Consider the following 18,401-nt stretch of genomic DNA (forward strand, 5'->3'; position numbering starts at 1 on the left):
AAACCAGAAGCCTAGGAGCTTTGCGTGCCTGAGAACACTATTCATCATAACGACACAGAAATATCAAAACCCCGCTACCAATTGATTTTAGCTGTCGTCTACTTTTTCGTCCTGATCCTATGGTCGATTGGTATCTCGTTCCACGGCGGACCTGATGAGTCAACGCACTTTTTTTTATTAGAATACCTCAAGACATTTCATGAGTTACCTAGCGCTGCGGAACCATTACAGCCATTTACCGGTAACCTTTCCGGTTATACATGGCACCCCGGAGAGTTCTGGTACCACGGCTTGCCCTTTCCTCATGTGATAGGCGCAATGATCAGCTCTTACGGACTAAGCTGGTTGCTACCAGATGATTTGGCATATCTTTCAGCACGGTGCTTCAACTGGATACTCGGCGCAGTATTTATCTGCGCATTGTACCGAATCGCGCACAGAGCTGGAATGACGGAAAAAAGTGCAGCTTTTTGCGCACTCATCATAGCCCTCATCCCTCAAGTATCTTTCGTATTCTCGTACTTCAATAGTGACGCCTATGGACTCACCAGTATTGCACTGCTTTTAAGCAGTCTTATGGGGTATGTAAAAAGGCCGACAAAGTACAGTGCGATTTGTTTCGGCATTGCACTCGGCCTGACGTTCCTGGCAAAACTTTACTTTCTTCCCGCCCTCGTTTTTGCTGGTGTTATGCTCATTGCCTATCGTTATAGCGGAGAGCGTAAAGTCACACAACTCCTTCCATTTGCGTCATTGATAGCTGTGCTTATCTCAGCCCCTATGCTTGTAATTACGTACATCAAGTACGGCGAAATTACCGGGATTTCAGGCCAATTAGAATTTGTCGCGATGCATAAGCTCAGCCCGGCACAAGGTTTTGGAACATGCTATATAAGGTGTCCGGATCACTTGTTCGACATGACGACGATCGTGCCATGGTTAAGCCTGGCTACGAAGAGTTATTTCTCGGTCACGGGCTGGATGAATGTATACATACCCGATTCCTATTACATGGGAGCTGCTTTCCTTCTGATATTAGTCACACTGACTGCAATCTTCCAGACGGCTCGCGCCTGCGCTTTGCCAGACAAGAAAAAACTTATACTGGACAAACTGCTTCCTCTGATCATGATTCTTGGCTTATTTCCATCAATCATAATCCTTAGCCTGATTGCCTCTCAAAACACCCTACCTCAGCCTCAGGGTCGATATCTCTTCGTCACCATACCTTTCCTCGCATTCATTATTGCGATCGCAACTACAACGCATACTAGCAACCTAACATCAGCCTCTTTAGCGCGAGCTGAAAAATCTCGTCAATTCCACATGAAGTGGCTGTTTTTAGTTACCGTATGGATGGCGTGGACTAATCTTGTTGCTTGGAGCGCAAATACCTTAAGCCAGCCTAATCTTCAGAAGTCAGCCATTGGTAGACCTTTGTCTGAAGCTGTACAAGAGACAAGCGGTTCAATCCATTCAACTGATGCTTTCATCAGGGCCCCCGAGTTGCCGAAACGTCTCTTTGTAGAGGGTGATGAGTTTTCTCTAAGAGCGCCTGTTTCGCCAGCGACTCCAAGGGGCAACATCGACGTTATACGCCAGACTTCAGACGGTTTGTTCATAAGAGGCTGGAGCTATATTGAACCCCATGATGGAGTACCTCTATATATAATCGCCGTAAAAGGAGGTAAAATTGCGGGTGCTCTCAATATTGAAGGTAAAAGGCAGGATGTCGCCGAAGCCATTGGGGATAAATCAGCGCTCCGTACCGGTTACGAAGGGATCATTCTGCCGCCATCTCCAGCCGACAAGTGCGACCTGAAGCTATACACTGTCAGCTCTTCATTTAAAATTTTCGCAATGCCTGATGTATGCGAGTTCATCAGCCGTTCGTCTCATTGATCATGGAACCCCCAATGGAAAATATTCCGCTTTTCTCGGCCATCAAAGCTAACGCAGGACTTGATTTCGCGACTCCGTTGAAGGCCGTGCTGGACAGCCACTGGTACGTTTTAGGTAACGAAGTGAAGCTGTTCGAGGAAGAGTTTGCCGCCTACGTAGGTGTGCAGCACTGCATCAGCGTGGCTAACGGTTCGGACGCATTGGAACTCGCCCTCAAAGGCCTGGACGTTGTTGTAGGCGACCGGGTTGTCGCCGTGGCAAATGCCGGCTTCTATGGCAGTACAGCGATCCACGCAGTAGGCGCAACGCCTGTTTATGCAGATGTCGATCCTGCAACATTGACCCTTTGCAAAAACTCTCTGGAAACTGTAATTGCCAAGGAAAAGCCGGCGGCCATCATCGTTACGCACTTGTACGGTCAACTGGCGAACATCGAAGAGATCGTTCAGATCGCTTCCGCAGCAGGCATTCCGGTTCTTGAAGATTGCGCGCAATCCCACGGCGCTCGACGCAATGGCAAGCAAGCAGGCAGCTTTGGCACCATCGCCTGCTTCAGCTTCTACCCGACTAAAAACCTGGGCGCTCTCGGTGACGGCGGCGCAGTGGTTACCGGTGATGACGCTCTGGCCTCACGTATCCGCCAGCTTCGGCAGTATGGCTGGGACCAGAAATATCGCGTTGCAATCCCGGGTGGCCGCAACAGCCGCCTGGACGAGATGCAAGCGGCAATTCTGCGTATCAAATTGCCGCATCTGGACACCTGGAACGAACAGCGCCGCTCCATCGCCAAGCGCTATAACGAAGCGTTCGCGGGACTGGATATCGAGCTTCCATCCTCGGTTTCGGATGATTACGTCGCCCATCTATATGTGATTCGCGCGAAAGATCGGGCGGCTCTGGCTGCGGCACTCAAAGAGAAGTCAGTCAGTACGGATATTCACTACCCCATCGCCGACCATAAACAACCAGCGTACTCATCTGCGCCGTCCGTCGCTCTGGACGTGACCGAGCGTACATGTGATACCGTCATCTCCCTTCCCTGCTTCCCGGGCCTGAGTGACGACGAGGTTGAACGCGTCATCGCAGCGGTCACTGCGCACTTTTCCAAGGAGATATGACTTTGCTGACGTTGGTCATTCCCGTCTATCGCAACGAGAGCAATCTTCCCGACTTGCTCGTCGCTGTGACGGCGCTTGATAAGCAGCTCGGACACGACCTGGAAGTTGTGTTCGTTGTGGATGGCAGCCCTGACCGCTGTTACGAACTACTCAGGGAACAACTACCGGCACAATCGTTCAAGTCCAAGCTGATCCTGCTGTCCAGAAACTTCGGATCATTCATGGCGATCCGCACGGGCTTACAGCATGGCACTGGCGACCGTTTTGCGGTAATGGCTGCAGATCTTCAAGAGCCGCCAGAACTGGTTCTGGAAATGAATACGGTACTGATGCGCGGCGATATCGACGTTGTGGTTGGTGTACGTGAAGGTCGTCAGGACCCATGGGCAACGCGGACTGCTTCAAAGATTTTCTGGGGCTTTTACCGTCGCTATGTCATCCCTGAAATACCGCCAGGCGGCGTTGATATGTTCGCCTGCAACAAGGCTTTTCGGGATACTCTGCTGACTCTTGAAGAGCGTCACAGCTCTCTCATCGCGCAGATCTTCTGGATGGGCTATCGCCGCGAAGTAGTTACCTATACCCGGCAGGAACGGGTTCACGGTACGTCTGCATGGACGCTGCGTAAAAAAGTCAATTACCTGATGGACAGCGTATTCTCCTTCACGGATATGCCTATACGTATATTGACCCGCGTCGGCGCGTTCGGCTCTACATTTGCGGCGCTGTTCGGTGTGTTCACACTCATCGCCAAGCTCGAAGGCAGAATTGAAGTACCCGGCTACGCAATGATCATGCTGGCCATCACCTTCCTCGGCTGTTTGAACCTGCTGGGATTGGGCATCGTCGGTTCTTATGCATGGCGCACTTACGAAAATACAAAGAATAGACCCTTGGCCATCCCGATGCGGATCGAGGGATTTGGAGAAACACATGAGCAGCGCTAAGGATTTCTTTGTTCACAGCCATGCGCTGTGCGAGTCCGAGAATATCGGGAAAGATTCGCGTGTATGGGCGTTCGCGCATATCCTGCCAGGCGCACGCCTGGGCAGCGAGTGCAACGTGTGCGATAACGTTTTCATCGAAAACGACGTTATCATCGGCGATCGCGTGACGCTGAAATGCGGTGTACAGGTATGGGACGGCATTACCATTGAAGACGATGTCTTCATCGGTCCTAACGCCACATTTACCAATGACCTGTTCCCACGCAGCAAAGTCTATCCACAGAGTTTCGCGCGTACCATTATCAGAAAAGGCGCCTCACTGGGTGCTAACTGCACGATTCTTCCGGGCATTACCATCGGCATCAACGCCATGGTCGGCGCAGGTGCTGTCGTGACCCGCTCTGTACCGCCTAACGCTATAGTCGTAGGTAACCCGGCCAAGATCATTGGTTACGTGGACGCCAAGCCTGTCAACGCCAGTAGCGAGACACGCCCGGAAAAGGCTGCGCCAGGCGTAACCGCCACGTCAGTGAAGAACGTAACCTTGCACACCATGAATGAAGTCGCGGATATTCGCGGTAGTTTGTCGGCGGGCGAATTCGAGCGTTCGGTACCCTTCAAGTCCGAACGTTACTTCTTGGTCTACGACGTACCGACTGCCGAGACGCGGGGCGAACACGCGCACCGTATCTGTCACCAGTTTCTGGTGGCAGTGAAGGGCTCGGTTCATGTTGTAGCGGATGATGGTGTCAATCGTGAAGAGTTTATTCTCGACAAGCCGAATCAGGGCATCCACCTGCCACCGATGACCTGGGGTATTCAGTATCGCTATTCACAGGATGCCGTACTGTTGGTGTTTGCATCGCATTACTATGATGCCGGGGACTACATTCGTAACTACGAAGAATTCAAATCCCTGATCGCAAACGCTGAATAACGGCACCATGATGAATCGGGCTTTTTCAAAATTCTTAAAACAGGATTTTGCTCGATTCCTGATGTCAGGCGGTTTCAACACCGCCTTGACCTATGGAATCTATCTCATTCTGTTGATGTTCCTGTCCTATAAAATCAGTTACACGATTTCTTATGTGACCGGAATATTGCTGGCCTATGTTCTGAATCGATTCTTTGTCTTCAAGAGCCATCAGGGCCTGCGTTCTGTGATCCTGCTGCCGCTTATTTACGCGATTCAGTATTGCTTGAGTCTGGTCATACTCTGGTGCTGGGTCGAAAAGCTGCAGTTTGACGAAAGACTTGCGCCTTTGGCCGCTATTGCATTAACTCTGCCTGTGACGTTCATCCTGTCAAAACTTGCGTTCGCCGCCAAGGCCGAGAAGAGCCAGTAACCTGCATGGTTACGCGGGACAAACGTCTTGCTTGATCAGTATGAGGCAGGTGTCGGTGACCACCGACACCTGCCTCAACCATAGCTCTTAGCAGGCTACATGCCACCCGCCAAATCAGTAACACGTGGTGGGAACGCTACCGAAAAGTCTTCTGCAGATATAGTCAGGTTAGGGTTGTAGTAAGGGTCGTGCTTGATAATCGCACGCCACTTGTTCTGCATGTACTCGACTTCACTAATAAACCGCTTAATTTTTTCAGGCGTATCCTCAAAGCCACGCGTCGCCGACTCATGATGGTAAAGGTCTGCATTCGGGGTCCAGATATTCTGATACCCGGCCTGCATGATCTTCAGGCACAAGTCCACATCATTGAAGGCAATCTTCAGATCCTTGGCGTTGAGCCCACCTACTTCCTGGAAGACTGATTTCTTCACGACCAGGCACGCTGCTGTCACCGCAGACATTCCCTGAATCAAAGATGCTCTTCCGAAATAGCCATGATGACCTCTGGGCAGCATTTTATGAGCATGCCCGGCAAGGGTGAGTGGTCCCATGATGACGCCACCATGCTGTAGCCGCTCATCGGGATACCACAACCGTGCACCAATAGCTCCAGCGTTAGGCTGCAACGCCAGGGACACCATTTCATCCAGCCACTCAGGATTGATGACTTCGATATCGTTGTTGATCAACCCGATAAGCTCACCCTTGGCGTGCTCTACCGCGTTGTTATTCAGTGCGGAGTAGTTGAATTCACCGTCGTCACGAAGCACGGTGACACCCGTCAGGCGTGAGAGCATCTCGAAATACTGCAGCGACTGCGGATCATCAGAACCGTTATCAACCAGAATGATTTCGTAGTTGGGATAGAGCGTCTTGTGACGAATGCTCTCAATGCATTGTTTCACCAACGCGTAAGCGTTCCGCGTCGGAATGATCAAACTCACCAAAGGCTTCACAGCAGGCAAGTCGTAGTGAACACGGTACATGCCAAAATCCAGTAGCTCGGCATGCCCGGCTATTCCAGATCTTTTCAGGTGTTCATCAAGTGCCTTTTGCCCGGCATTTTGTGCATAGGGCTTTTCATCGGTGGACATTGCAGTGCTGCCTGCATGCATGCGCCAATGATAAAGGACACGCGGGATATGGATAATCTGAGTCGCATTGACTTGCTCGACGCAGCGAAGCGCCAGATCATAATCCTGGGACCCTTCCATGCCGACTCGGAAACGCCCGACTTTATCGACAAGTTCTTTCCGGTACACACCCAGGTGGCTGATCATGTTATGCGAGCGGAAGAGGTAAGGGTTCCAGTCGGTTTTAAAATAGGGAGCCGATCTGATGCCCTGCTCGTCTATCTTGTCTTCATCCGAATAAATTACAGCCGCATCAGGATGGTTATTGATTGTTTTGGCCACCCAGAACAAGGCGTGCTCAGGAAGCGTGTCATCGTTATCCATCAGGACAATGAACTCACCTGTTGCGACGTCGAGTGCAGAATTGCTGGCCTTCGAAATGTGACCATTCTGTTCACGATAGGTGACTTTTATCCGATGGTCTGATTTGACACTCTGTTCAAGAAACAGCCGAACACGGTGATCGGTTGACGCATCGTCGGCTATGCACAATTCCCAGTTGAAATAAACTTGGGTTTTTATGCTTTCGATGGCTTCTCTCAGCATGTCGATAGGCGGATTGTAAACAGGCATGATGATCGACAGCAGCGGCTTGGTTTTCCAAGCTCCCATTTCCTCATACATGCAAAGGCGATCAATATCGTCAATGGTGTCAAACTCTTCGACCCATTGCGTGTACGTATCGACATGCTCTGGCACGTGTTCAGAGTGAATGAGCTCTGTCTCTTCTGGCTCCACGGTATGCGGAAGCGAGCCATGTGCAGGAAATGGCGCAGCTGCCTGCTCTCCGCCGCGCGCGCGTCGAATGGCAGCAACTATTTTTCTAAGCGGAGATGTTATCTTCCAGCTGGTCGAGCCTTGTAGCTCCATAATGGTCAGGTTCAAATTATGGATATGCGTATCTCGCTCGATCAAAGCCGCCGTGAACACTGCTTCCTTTCTTGCCAGTTTTTGCTGCTCTAAAACCAGCTCTCGCTGCAGCTTCTCTATGGCAGCAGAAGATTGCTTTTTCTGAAGCGAGTTCTCGTGGCGGAGACGCTTAAGCATGACTCGATGACCTCGTAATTTCTTTAAATTCTTCCGAATACACCACGTTGCTCTTACGGCAAGACGGTCACTCGCACTCCTTTCGACACTCCGTATATTACACGACTTGTCTGTGACGGTTTAGCTTCTGGCATCACTTCAACACTATGTCAACTATTCACAGGCGTCCTCATCAAGCCGGCACATGCTGACTTCGAAGACATGAGCCCTGAGGATTCGTAGGCATCTACCTCGTATTGCAGGTAGATTCGCCATCGCCAGCCCAAAATGACGCCCAATATCAAGCATAACCATGACAGGATACGTTTATGCAGGTGCAAAAAAAAGAAATTTGGGCGGCCGTCCGACGGAGTCATCTGCCTCACCACACAGAGCCCCGACATGCCATCCATCTAGATTTCAGCTCCTCCCATCTTGGACGGCGTAGGAGCTGGCGACTCCACTGCCCTTTAGGTATCGGACAGGAATTAGCTCCTTTGGCAAAAAAAATGACTTAGCAGTCTGATTTAGACCATGGATTACCCGAGAAGCTACATGTCTTTGGGAGACGCAAAAGTCGAAAACTGGAAAGAACCGAGTTACACGTGGAGCATGTTTATCGTCGATCGCCAGTGCGCAAGTGACAACAACGAAAAATCAGATTCGAGCATAGATATATGAACCCCAGACTGGACGACGATAAACTAGAGGTCAGAAAAAGTCCGCACCGTATACGGCCAAGATAAAAGGCTAATGACAATTGAGCTCATGATCATTGCAATACCTTCAAATTCTTCCCAGACCACGTCCAGAATGAGACTTAAACTTCCTAGCACTACTTACCTTTAGATACGAAATCTGCGAAGAATCAACAACCTTTTAACCCCAACCTGTCGACGGCGGTGATCAACATCCCTCAAAACAGCACGATTCCCATAGCGAGCAAACTGCACCCCACTCCGAATCGTCACGTTAACGTCGTTCCATTCTACAAATCGCCCTGAACGCATTTTTGCGAAAACACATCAGCCTGTCATGACCGATCAGCTGAGATCACTTAGGCAACCGAACTAATCGTGCACGAGCAGCCTGATTGACCAGCGTGGTATTGAGATCTGTCAGGTTTTGAAACAACTTGGCTCCATAAGACGAGATTTACTGTACAACGGTGAAACACCGATCATTTTCAGATCGGCATCTACCAGTAATATTTTGGAACAATAGAGCGCAGCTGTACCGGAGTCTGAAAAATCAAGACGAGAAATACTTCTTTCCAACTTGCCGCTGAAGCAGGCATTATCCACCCCATTGTACCGTGCACATTTCCGTCAGAGACCATGACTTGGTCAGCCAATGCGGTCGGATAGCTTGCTCGCCAACCTCCGTGAGCGAGGCGGACGAAGGGTACGTAACACTTTTGGATTTACTACGTTCGCGCATAATTAGGAAGTTTTCTGGCAGCGCCAGCTTTCGCATATTTAGCCGATCGTAGCCATCGTCAGATACCACTATAAAAAAAACAACGGAGCCACATGAAACAACTCACTCACAGCAAGTCGTTTTTACAGCATGTTCGAGAAGGATTACTTGTCAGGCGTCAAGAAGTTGCTGCCTTTATGGCGATCGCTTTGACTTTCATGATTCTTCATAAAATCATGGGCGTGGCTGCATTCCCTTGGGACGCTGGTTATTATTGGAATTTGAGCAAAGTAGAACATCTGTTCAATTTTCCACATACCATCCGGGGATACTTCTACCCAGCCTTGCTCGCACCAGCCAGATACCTCTCTGACACGTTTAAGGTACTTGGATACAGTCCATTTAGAATTACCTCGTCTTTGATATACGCCTATTTCTTTGCCATTCTTCTTCCAGGGTTTTATCTGAGGGTATTTGGTGGGCAGGTTTCGTTCCTGCGTCGAATGATCATCCCAATGCTCGTAGCAATTTTATTCCCTGGCGTAATCGCCTATCCCTTGAGCGATCTACCGGCATTGGCAATGATGGTCGGCTCATCGTTCTGCATGCTTTCTTCAGCTGCTACAACCTCTCGCTTGAAACGTTTCACATTATTAGTACTGTCAGGTTTCCTTGCATATGGGGCCTACAACACGCGTACCACTTATCTGTTCCCTGCTGCCCTATTGGCACTAGGCGCAGTATTCATTATTTATGACAAGCACTCAGTACCTACTAAGATCTCTGTACTCTTGATTTTTTTATCAGGCGCGTTGATCGCAGCCATACCACAGACGGCCATCAACTTAAAACACCACGAAATCCTATCCCCATTAGTTATAACTTCGCCCGCCGCATTAGTGAAAACCTCACCAACACAATCATTGTTCGTTAGCCAATTACTTTGGGGAATTACGCTGCAGCGTTACGAAACCTCGGTGGATACAGCATCGCCTGGCCCAGCCGTCTTTTATATGGACAGCGCTGGTGAGCGCTTCTTTGCCGACAAGAACATCGGTAGTGAACCGTTTGAACTGAGCACCTATTTCAAACTACTTCTGCAAAACCCGCTAGACTTTTTAGGGATTTATGGTAGACACATCATCAATGGTCTCGATTTGCGCGACGGCGAAGTGTATACGATAGGGCAGTCAAGAGACAGGAACACCCTTGCCCTCTTCAACTTCCTCATTATATTTTCTGGCCTGCTAATCATCAGCATATCTATCGCGGCGCAACGTGCAACGACTGGCGAAAGGGTGAAAATTGTCTTTTGGGCGTTGACGTGTTTATTGCCGACAATTGCCATAATTCCATCGGCAGTGGAGACACGATTCTTCCTCGCACTGCACCTTGCCTTCTATTGTGCAATTGCGTTTACCAGCGACCTTGGCTCAGTAAAGAATTTGCTGCGCCAGCATGGGGTCTTAATCGGTGCCGCACTGGGAGTATCAGCAATTCTGTTTTTCTCTGTCACCACTACAACAATGACAGATCCGAAATATGTTTACTCCGATCTCTATAGAGGCAACTGGTAAAAAGAAACTGGACCAATATCCGGGCCAACGTGTCTGATGCAAGACACATTGGCCCATGTGCAAATAGTTCGAAATGATACATGGGGAGGAAACCTGTGTCAGCGGTGATGCTGGCTACACCCGCGTTGACAAGCGTGCGGAGCATCATGATGATCTAGTCGATCGCTGCACGGCATGGCGAGAAAAGTCTGATTATCTGATATGGCGGGCGCCTTTTGAAGTCCAGGCCGAGAGGGCATCAAAAATTGATGCATACTTCAGACCTTCTAAAGGAGCCCAAGACAATCGAATGAATTATCTCGATTAATCACATGCGACTCCACGCACCGTAAACTTTCTATTGAAGGTGCTTTGACGAATACCTTCCGTTTGATCATTATCAAGCGTCTTGCGTAAACAACGCAAAATTGATCGCCTGCTACACTCGCCCCACACATATTGCCAATATCAGACTTAGATTGCCCTGCACCGTCTGCCGGTAGATCCCGGCCTTTCGCAGAGTCAAGACGCGCTTTAAAAAAACTTCTCTTCGACCGGTGTCGAAATACGCCAGTACGCTCCTGCTTTCTTCAGTAAGCGCAGACTCCATCCCCTTCAGAATGGCCACGTTCGCATCGTTCCACTCTATAAATCGCCCCGAGAGCATTTTACGAAACCGTACCAGCCTTTCTCGAGTACTCGCATTGGCCCCGATCAAGTTTCCTCGGTGCTGGCGATAGTAGAGGCAGGGGTCGGCATCATAGAAAACCTGACCACCGCACCCAGTAACAAGAAGATAGGTCAGCCAGTCATGGGCGATCAGCGGGGCGTGTTCAGGCAATTTGACCAAAAGATCTCGCGCCGCCTGGTTGATCAGCATCGTATTGGCACCTGCCAGACTCTGAACCAGCGCATTTTTGAAAGAGGGCTCTTTTTTGAACAGCGGAGAAACCCCGATTACCTTCAAGTCCGCATCGACCAGCCGGGTTCTGGAGCAGTAAAGCGCCGGTTTATCGGGCTTCAATAGCTCAAGGCGCCCCACGCTTCTCTCCAGCTTGTCGCTGAACCAGACGTCATCCTGATCACTGAACGCAAAATAGTCGGCGTCTATTTCAGGGCGTCGAACCAGCGAGACAAAGTTCTCCGCAAAGCCCTTGCAAGGCCCGCTGAAAATAACTAACCGCTCGCGCCCCCAGCGGGCCTGGTACTCGGAAAGTATGCCAACGGTGTCATCAGTCGATGCATCGTCGGAAACATAAAGCACCCAATTGCGAAAGGTCTGAGCAAAAAACGATTCGAGCTGCTCACGAAGGTACACAGCCCCGTTGTACGTGCACATCAAAATGGCGACGCGTGGGCGGCCGGACGCGTCGGATAAACCTCGACGCCGTAGCGGGCTGGCACCGTCTGCCCTGTGTTTTTCGGGGAGCTGCGTTCTCAAGAAACCTTTCGCCTGCAAAAACCGCGCATTTTACGCCTTGTGTCGACTCCCGTCAGTTATCAAATGATTGAATGTATATCCGTTGATCCAACTTTTACACGTCCTCCCACAAAAACGGATAGTCCGGCGGGTTTCACCACGCCGGTTCTTCGGTCTGATGCGGCAAACTGCCCAATCACCCCAAGCGAAACCGCGCCGTATTGTCATTCAACGCCCTACTACCCTGACTCAGGGTATCCGCCGCCTGATTGACCGCACGGGCGCCTTCCAGCAAACGTCCTGCGGCCTGATCGACCTGCTGGATGTTACTGCTCACTTCATCAGCGGTCGTTGCCTGTTCTTCCACGGCGGTCGATATCTGCGCCAGCGTATCGGTCACACCCTGCACTGCCGTGGCGATTTCGCCCAGGCGGATGCCCAGGCCGGTTACCGACTGCGCATCGTTGACGGCTTGCCCGCAGGCCGCTTCCATCAGGTTGACCGCCTGCGTCACGGTGGAGCGCAAGCTGTCGACCGTGCCGGCGATCTGAGCGGTCGAGGCCTGGGTGCGCTGGGACAGGCTGCGCACTTCATCGGCAACCACCGCGAACCCGCGGCCTTGCTCACCGGCGCGCGCCGCCTCGATGGCTGCGTTGAGGGCCAGCAGGTTGGTCTGTTCGGCGATGCCGCGAATGGCATCCACCACCGACTGGATCTGCTGGCCCTGCTCGCTGACCCGGCCCAGCGCAGCGGCAGTTTCGGTCAGCCGCTGATTGAGTTGCTGGATGCTGTCAGTGGTGCGCTGGCTGTCCTGGCTGCTTTGCTGAGCAATCTGACGCGTCTGCCTGGCGCTCTCCGATGCCTGCTCACAGCTTCTGGCCACGCCCTGGGAAGTGGCAGCCAGTTCGGTGGCTGCTGCGGCGATCTGGCTGATCTGTTGTTGCTGGTCTTCGACTTCGGTGAGCGTCCCGCTGGACTGGGCATTCAGCGTCAAGACCGCATCGCCGACACGTACGGTTTCCTGATTGACACCCAGCAGGCTGGTACGCAGCTGCACTACCGCGACGTTCAGCGCGCGGCTGATGGCAGCCAGCTCGTCACGGCCCTGCACAGCCACTTCCACACACAGATTGCCGTCACGCAGGGATTCAGCCAGCGTGGTGATGCCTCTGGCGCTGTTGCGAATCGAGGATTGCAGACAGGCGAACAGATAGATCGCCATGATCACCAGAACACAGAAGACCACCGCCATCGGGATGAACTCCGTGTTGGAGTTCTCATGGTAGTAATCGAGGCGTCCATTGAGCGCGTCAAGCGACTGCCTGCGCAAATCTGCCGTACTGCCAGTCAGCGTGTCGATGCTCTTTTCGAACTCTTCCGGTTTGAGTTTGATGCTGCCGCCGAAAACACCTTCGTCAATGACCTTCAGCTGTGCTTCCAGCACTTGCATCACCGCAGCGTACTTTTCGGCCCACGGCTGCAACTGCTCGGGAAGCTTGGACAGCAGCAGGCCGGCGGCCTTTTGCATCTGATCCTTGGAGTCATCGATGCGACCACGCAGGTCGCGCATTTGCAGGCGGCTCTGCAGGCTGAACTGCCCCGATGCCACCGACGTCTGCCCCACACTCGACAGACGACCGATACGCTCGATCAGGTCCGGCACTTGCTGGGTGGAAAGCTGCATCAGCATGTAGGTTTCAAGCCAGGGGTCGAGAATCAAACCGCTGTCCATCGCGATCTGCTCACGCAGCGCCTGGACCAGATTCAGCACCGTGGTGAAGCGGTCGTAGCCATCAGGCCACCAGCCCACCGTGCGCAATGATGCCGTGTCCAGACCGGTGACCGCAGCTTGAAGCGCCTTGAAACGGTTCATGGTGTCGGCAGGAGCTTTTTCTTCAACCAATACGGCCTGAACGCCCTGCAGCGCGTTGGCAATTCGAGGTATCCCTGCATCGACGCTGGCCATCGCCGCCTTCGCTGCCGGGGTTGGCTCGCGTAGAATGTCGGCCGCTTTCCAGCGTGCGGCATGATCGCGCTGGGCGGACAACTCGATGTTCAGATCGTCGAGCGCCAGCAGTTGACGCACGCCGGATTGCTCCCCGGATATGACATCGAGCTTGTTGCTGTATTCCTTGGTGATGACCCATGCGCTGCCCGCCAGCGGCAACATGAACAGCAGGAACAAGACCTGAAACTTGCGAGCAAAACCAAAATGTCCCATCAGGCGCATGCCTGGTGACAAAAGACTGTTCATGTCCTGCGACTCCCGGTGAACACCTGCCAGATCTGCACAAACAGAGGCGATGCCTTTTGTTGGAAAAACACTAACAGCAAAATGCCATGTTCTTGTTTCAATGGCGATACACATCGCCTCAGATTGGTACGCAAAGTGTCGCCATTCATTGTTTTGAGCGCCAAAAAGCTTCTAAAACGAGCTATCCGGCACTTGCAAGCAAGAACCGGACCGCCAAGAGGCAATAAAGGCGCTTTACGACGGCTATTTATTCATCCCGCAAAAAGGTCAAAAAACGTAAACTGGCCAACGACAATCAATCACTACGCAGCAGTGCTCCCCCATCAAGGAGGTCTTCATGACCACCCCACCCGCCTCGCCACGCATCGTCACGCAACCGTCCAAGCCGCATTTGAGCGCCGGTCAGAAGAAATTCAACACGCTGATGGAAAAGCTCGAAACCAGGCGCAAGCTTTTGCAGCAGTGGCTCGCGATTTCAGCAACCTGCGAAAAGCTGTGGATCGAAGAGTTGGTTCCGATGCTCCGTGAGCAGGCAGCGAACGAGATGAACAAGCTGCGCTTGCTTGACGTGGCTTTCGATCAGTTCCGCCTGGCCAAAAAAGACAGACATACGGTGCTCGAGATTATCTGCGTCCTGACCATGTCACTCATGGGCGGCGAACACGATGAAGAACTGAAGCAGCTCTACCTCAAATACACCGGCAACGACTACGACGAGGAGGAGCGCCTGCAAAACCAGCAGTTCAAAGCATCACTGGAAGAAAATCTGGGCGTGGAACTGGACGACGATGTCGACCTGGACTCCCTCGAGGACGTGACCCGGCATATTGAAGAGAAGCTGAGAGAGCAGGCCGAGCAAGCGCAAGGCGCACAGAAGCCGAAAAAGCCGACGGCCAGCGAACTGCGTCGTGAGCAGGAAGAGGCTGAAGGCAGCCAGTCCTTGCGCGAAATCTACCGCAAGCTGGCCAGCGCACTGCACCCGGACCGCGAGCAGGACGCCGATGAGCGCGATCGCAAGACAGCGCTCATGCAAAGGGTCAACGAAGCGTACGAGGGTGATGACTTGCTGGCGCTACTGAAGATGCAAATGGAGATCGAGCAAATCGACCAGAGCCACATCGACAGCATCTCCGACAAGCGCCTCAAGCATTTCAACCGGATCCTGAGCGAACAACTCAGAGAGCTGGAGGACGAGATCCACGACCGCAAGATGCTGATCCGTGAACGCTTCCTGATGGACCCGTACGAGGACCTCAAACCCAAGACCGCCAACACAAAGTGTGCCAGGCAGGTCAAAGCCATACGGGAGCACCTCGACGAGGAACAGGACGAACTGCAGGCACTGACCACCCCGAAAAGCCTTAAAGCCTGGCTCAGGGAGCGAAGGGAGATGGCCGAGATGCTGGAGAGGGCAGAAGAATTCGATGACCTGGAGATGCTCGACACCCTGTTCCGGTAAGCGCCCGGAACGACGTACCGACGAGGGCTGCCACCTAACCGGTTGATCGCACGCAATTATTTTTCACAACAACGCTTGACACATATGCGTTCTCCGAGAATAATGCGCGCCACTTGGCTACATAGCTCAGTTGGTTAGAGCATAGCATTCATAATGCTGGGGTCCGGGGTTCAAGTCCCTGTGTAGCCACCAAGTACCGATTCACAGTTTTCTTCTGATCACTGTGAATCAACAAGAAGCCCGCCTCGTGCGGGCTTTCTTGTTTCTGGCTGTTCACCTTTATCCCTCTTATCCCCTTTTATCTCCCCCCTATCCTTCCCAGCGTCGGCCTGAGGTTTCGCAAGACGATGGAACACGGCCTGGGCGATGCCCTGCATACCACCAACACCTACTACATGCTGCCCGGGTGCATCCCTTCCAGTCGAGGTAACGCCAGCTGATTCCCGGCCTCGCGGTTGAATGGTCATGATCCGTATGCGTATGAACGATGCTCTCACGCGCCTGCCGACACAGCGGGCGAGTGAGATCGGTCAGTTGCTACCGTATAGTTGGTGACCAATTAATCGGGCAGTCAGCATTCCTGTCGCTCTAGCGTCTCTGTACGAGCTACACAGCCGGAGAGTGACGGGGAGCACGATGACAACTCAAACACCAGACGACACCGGTGACCAGAAGTGCAATCGCCGAAATTTCATATGAGTCGGGCAGCCGATGCTCCCATAGAAATCCAAAAACCAGCGCCGCTAACGTCTCAATCACAAGCACTTGTCCGCTTAGCGCCAGTGGTAGAAGTCGACTCGCCTGATTCCAGCACGCACCACCCACTACAGAAGATAAAAGGGCTACTCCACCAGCTACCAGGTAAAAATGGAGCCATTCAGAGTCGCCATGCGTTCCGGCCTGCAAGCCCAGGACAGGTGCCGCCAAAAGCATTGACTGAGCGCCAGTCATGACCCCTGTCAGAAGTGCCCAGTCATGCGAGGAAACGCTGGCTACCTGGGCCAACCGCCGAGCGTTGCTTACTGCGTACCAACTCCACGTCACTAAAGCGCCGGCTGCGCATAAAATTCCTGCGGTGTTCGTAAGCGTATCGTGCCTGTCACCATTGATCAGTGCATGCCAACTGATAAGCACTACTCCACCCACAGCGCAGCACAGCGAAGGGACGAGCTTGTGCAATGAAACGGCGTTGAGGTCATGACGACCTGCCAAGGTAACAAACACCGGGATGAGTCCGACAATCAGGGAAGTTGTGGCGATGCCGACCAACTGCACACTGGTGCCCACCAGCGCGTAGTAGATGAGATTCCCTATCAAGCTGAGCCAGAAGAGTGATTTCCAGTCCGCCATAGTCAGCTTGGCGCAAATCCGCTTCCAGCGCGGCATAAGCAAGGCCGCCGAAATCGCCCCATAGCAGAGAAATCTTAAGACGGCGAATTGCAGGCCGCTCAGCCCAGGGGTTAACTGGGGACCGAGGAAGATCACCCCCCAACACAGACCCGCGCAAACTCCGTAGGCAATGCCCTTCAGCAATGATCTATCAGCAAACATTTCACCCGCTCTCCAAAGCGCAATGGTGAAGTCTGGAATAAATGATCCGGGGAATATTGTCGGAGACTGTGGAATTTTTTACCCGAACTGTTTTTGCGCTTTACGATAAGCCGCCGGGGTCGTGGCGCTCACACGCTGCATGGTGCGGGTCAGTGACGCCTGGTCGGAAAAACCTGCCCGCAAGGCAATCTCGGATATTGGTAATGAGGTTCCACGCAACCATCGTTGAGCTTCTTGTATGCGTAACCTGGTCAACCATGCTTGAGGACTTATCTCGAACAATAGCCGGAATCGCTGGTGCAACTGACTCATGCTCATTTTTGCTACTTGAGCCATGGCCTCATTGCTCCAGTTCGCTCCGGGATCCGCCCGAAGACGAGCGATCAATTGCTCCATGGGGTCTGAAAAGCAGGAAATGTCCGGATTCAGGGACGACAAAAGCAGAGGCGCCAATTGGGAGGCCGCGATGGATAGCTGCGCGTTGCCTATTAGATCGGCGAACTCGATAAGCCGACGTGTTGCAGGGGGAATAGGCACATATATTCTCCGAGCCAGACGCCCGATCTGGAGAGTTTCTAAAATCGTAGGCGCACAGTCCAACACTAAAAAGCGGCTGTCGACGTCACTGTGCTGCGAGTGCACAGAGCCAGGTTTCACAAGCGCCGCCAATGACTGATCGATGCAGCCGCCGCGACCGTTTACGTCAATTTCCATTTCGCCACGAATCGGCAGTACCAATTGAGCATGCTCGTGGTGGTGGAGGTGAGGTTCTTTCCTCTCATAGCTGCGAACTTCAAGGCTTAGAAACATTACTGCACCTTCCGGCCCATCTGGTTATCCAGGGTTGACGTCCCAAAACGCCAGTGCGCACCTACGTTAGGTCAGGCTTGCCACTGATTCTAACATCTACGGATCAGACCGTTGATCGCACAAGCTGTGTTGGCCATACGCTTACCCTTGATGTACTTATCAGCGTCTACTCCAAGACCATGATGAGGTCCGATGAAAGCGTTTTGGACCCGCTCACCCTTCTCAGCTCAAATCCTCAGCGAGTAAGCATGACCCCGAAAAGGTCCAACATCGGGGTAGATGTGGCCCATCCGGCTTCTGAGCTGACCATTTGCCTGATTGATTTTGTGATTGAATTCTTCAGATTCAGGCTCGTTCCTCTCATAGTGCTCCACATACGTAGCGGAACCGACGACGATCCCTAGGGAAGGTCTGAAGTAGGCGGATGTTTTCCGGCTACCGAGTCCTCAGCACT

At 52.4% G+C, this 18,401-nt stretch carries 12 protein-coding genes, 1 tRNA gene and 2 pseudogenes; 10 read left to right on the plus strand and 5 right to left on the minus strand.

Translation table 11 applies throughout. The features are described from left to right. Positions 1-24 precede the first annotated feature (24 nt). Genes QRN50_RS24140 through QRN50_RS24160 form a run of 5 tightly spaced genes read left to right on the plus strand, consistent with a single transcriptional unit; the run spans position 25 to position 5,316 of the window. Entirely contained in the window at positions 25-1,902 is a 1,878-nt protein-coding gene (locus QRN50_RS24140) for a glycosyltransferase family protein (RefSeq protein ID WP_096126458.1), read from the plus strand. Positions 1,903-1,916: 14 nt separating this feature from the next. Next, a complete protein-coding gene (locus tag QRN50_RS24145; protein ID WP_024652607.1) occupies positions 1,917-3,020 on the plus strand; it encodes a DegT/DnrJ/EryC1/StrS family aminotransferase in 1,104 nt (367 codons plus the stop codon). Then, the gene (locus QRN50_RS24150) at positions 3,017-3,967 is read left to right on the plus strand and encodes a glycosyltransferase family 2 protein (protein ID WP_024652606.1); all 951 of its coding nucleotides are present in this window, start codon (positions 3,017-3,019) and stop codon (positions 3,965-3,967) included. The genes QRN50_RS24145 and QRN50_RS24150 overlap by 4 nt, the downstream gene beginning before the upstream one ends. After that, a complete protein-coding gene (locus QRN50_RS24155; protein ID WP_024660555.1) occupies positions 3,954-4,904 on the plus strand; it encodes a WxcM-like domain-containing protein in 951 nt (316 codons plus the stop codon). Before QRN50_RS24150 ends, QRN50_RS24155 begins: the two co-directional genes overlap by 14 nt. A 7-nt stretch (positions 4,905-4,911) precedes the next feature. Next, positions 4,912-5,316 carry a GtrA family protein gene (locus tag QRN50_RS24160; protein ID WP_024652604.1) on the plus strand — a complete coding sequence of 135 codons (405 nt, stop codon included), beginning with the start codon at positions 4,912-4,914 and terminating at the stop codon, positions 5,314-5,316. Positions 5,317-5,411: 95 nt separating this feature from the next. Here the strand turns inward: QRN50_RS24160 and QRN50_RS24165 are convergent, their stop codons facing one another. Then, the gene (locus tag QRN50_RS24165) at positions 5,412-7,499 is read right to left on the minus strand and encodes a glycosyltransferase family 2 protein (RefSeq protein ID WP_058823268.1); all 2,088 of its coding nucleotides are present in this window, start codon (positions 7,497-7,499) and stop codon (positions 5,412-5,414) included. 1,511 nt (positions 7,500-9,010) lie between these two features. Between QRN50_RS24165 and QRN50_RS24170 the strand changes: the two genes are divergently transcribed. Both QRN50_RS24170 and QRN50_RS26105 read left to right on the plus strand, forming a co-directional pair. Continuing rightward, positions 9,011-10,474 (plus strand): hypothetical protein, encoded by a 1,464-nt coding sequence (locus QRN50_RS24170; RefSeq protein ID WP_096126459.1) that lies wholly within the window; start codon positions 9,011-9,013, stop codon positions 10,472-10,474. 70 nt (positions 10,475-10,544) lie between these two features. Beyond that, a pseudogene (locus QRN50_RS26105) lies at positions 10,545-10,668 on the plus strand (IS5/IS1182 family transposase); the annotation flags it as partial. A 224-nt stretch (positions 10,669-10,892) separates the two neighbouring features. On the opposite strand, the gene QRN50_RS24175 reads toward QRN50_RS26105, so the two are convergent. Together QRN50_RS24175 and QRN50_RS24180 are read right to left on the minus strand one after the other, a co-directional pair. Further along, on the minus strand, positions 10,893-11,792 hold the full coding sequence (locus QRN50_RS24175) for a glycosyltransferase family 2 protein (protein ID WP_024660553.1): 900 nt from the start codon (positions 11,790-11,792) through the stop codon (positions 10,893-10,895). A gap of 277 nt (positions 11,793-12,069) precedes the next feature. After that, positions 12,070-14,241, minus strand: coding sequence for a methyl-accepting chemotaxis protein (locus QRN50_RS24180; RefSeq protein WP_428844682.1), 2,172 nt, complete (start codon positions 14,239-14,241; stop codon positions 12,070-12,072). 223 nt (positions 14,242-14,464) lie between these two features. On the opposite strand from QRN50_RS24180, the gene QRN50_RS24185 reads away from it, so the two are divergent. From QRN50_RS24185 to QRN50_RS24195, 3 genes and pseudogenes are all read left to right on the plus strand, one after another. Beyond that, complete coding sequence (locus QRN50_RS24185; protein WP_096126461.1) at positions 14,465-15,586, plus strand: J domain-containing protein; 1,122 nt, start codon at positions 14,465-14,467, stop codon at positions 15,584-15,586. A 115-nt stretch (positions 15,587-15,701) separates the two neighbouring features. Further along, positions 15,702-15,778 (plus strand) — tRNA-Met (locus QRN50_RS24190). 254 nt (positions 15,779-16,032) lie between these two features. Further along, positions 16,033-16,141 (plus strand): annotated as a pseudogene (locus QRN50_RS24195) (transposase domain-containing protein); the annotation flags it as partial. Between the two features lie 51 nt (positions 16,142-16,192). Here the strand turns inward: QRN50_RS24195 and QRN50_RS24200 are convergent. Together QRN50_RS24200 and QRN50_RS24205 are read right to left on the minus strand one after the other, a co-directional pair. Then, positions 16,193-17,137: a DMT family transporter gene (locus tag QRN50_RS24200; protein WP_011266710.1), complete on the minus strand. Its 945-nt coding sequence runs from the start codon at positions 17,135-17,137 to the stop codon at positions 16,193-16,195. Positions 17,138-17,215: 78 nt separating this feature from the next. After that, complete coding sequence (locus QRN50_RS24205; RefSeq protein WP_011266709.1) at positions 17,216-17,947, minus strand: AraC family transcriptional regulator; 732 nt, start codon at positions 17,945-17,947, stop codon at positions 17,216-17,218. Positions 17,948-18,401 lie beyond the last annotated feature (454 nt).

It is taken from the genome of Pseudomonas sp. MEJ108 (assembly GCF_030208985.1).
Taxonomy (GTDB): domain Bacteria; phylum Pseudomonadota; class Gammaproteobacteria; order Pseudomonadales; family Pseudomonadaceae; genus Aquipseudomonas; species Aquipseudomonas fragariae.

Excerpts from the sequence above, each read along its gene's own strand:
- QRN50_RS24170 (WP_096126459.1), top strand. The coding sequence starts at position 9,011 with ATGAAACAACTCACTCACAGCAAGTCGTTTTTACAGCATGTTCGAGAA.
- QRN50_RS24150 (WP_024652606.1), top strand. The coding sequence starts at position 3,017 with ATGACTTTGCTGACGTTGGTCATTCCCGTCTATCGCAACGAGAGCAAT.
- QRN50_RS24185 (WP_096126461.1), top strand. The coding sequence starts at position 14,465 with ATGACCACCCCACCCGCCTCGCCACGCATCGTCACGCAACCGTCCAAG.
- QRN50_RS24180 (WP_428844682.1), bottom strand. The coding sequence starts at position 14,241 with ATGTGTATCGCCATTGAAACAAGAACATGGCATTTTGCTGTTAGTGTT.
- QRN50_RS24205 (WP_011266709.1), bottom strand. The coding sequence starts at position 17,947 with ATGTTTCTAAGCCTTGAAGTTCGCAGCTATGAGAGGAAAGAACCTCAC.
- QRN50_RS24175 (WP_024660553.1), bottom strand. The coding sequence starts at position 11,792 with ATGTGCACGTACAACGGGGCTGTGTACCTTCGTGAGCAGCTCGAATCG.
- QRN50_RS24200 (WP_011266710.1), bottom strand. The coding sequence starts at position 17,137 with ATGTTTGCTGATAGATCATTGCTGAAGGGCATTGCCTACGGAGTTTGC.
- QRN50_RS24160 (WP_024652604.1), top strand. The coding sequence starts at position 4,912 with ATGATGAATCGGGCTTTTTCAAAATTCTTAAAACAGGATTTTGCTCGA.
- QRN50_RS24165 (WP_058823268.1), bottom strand. The coding sequence starts at position 7,499 with ATGCTTAAGCGTCTCCGCCACGAGAACTCGCTTCAGAAAAAGCAATCT.
- QRN50_RS24155 (WP_024660555.1), top strand. The coding sequence starts at position 3,954 with ATGAGCAGCGCTAAGGATTTCTTTGTTCACAGCCATGCGCTGTGCGAG.
- QRN50_RS24145 (WP_024652607.1), top strand. The coding sequence starts at position 1,917 with ATGGAAAATATTCCGCTTTTCTCGGCCATCAAAGCTAACGCAGGACTT.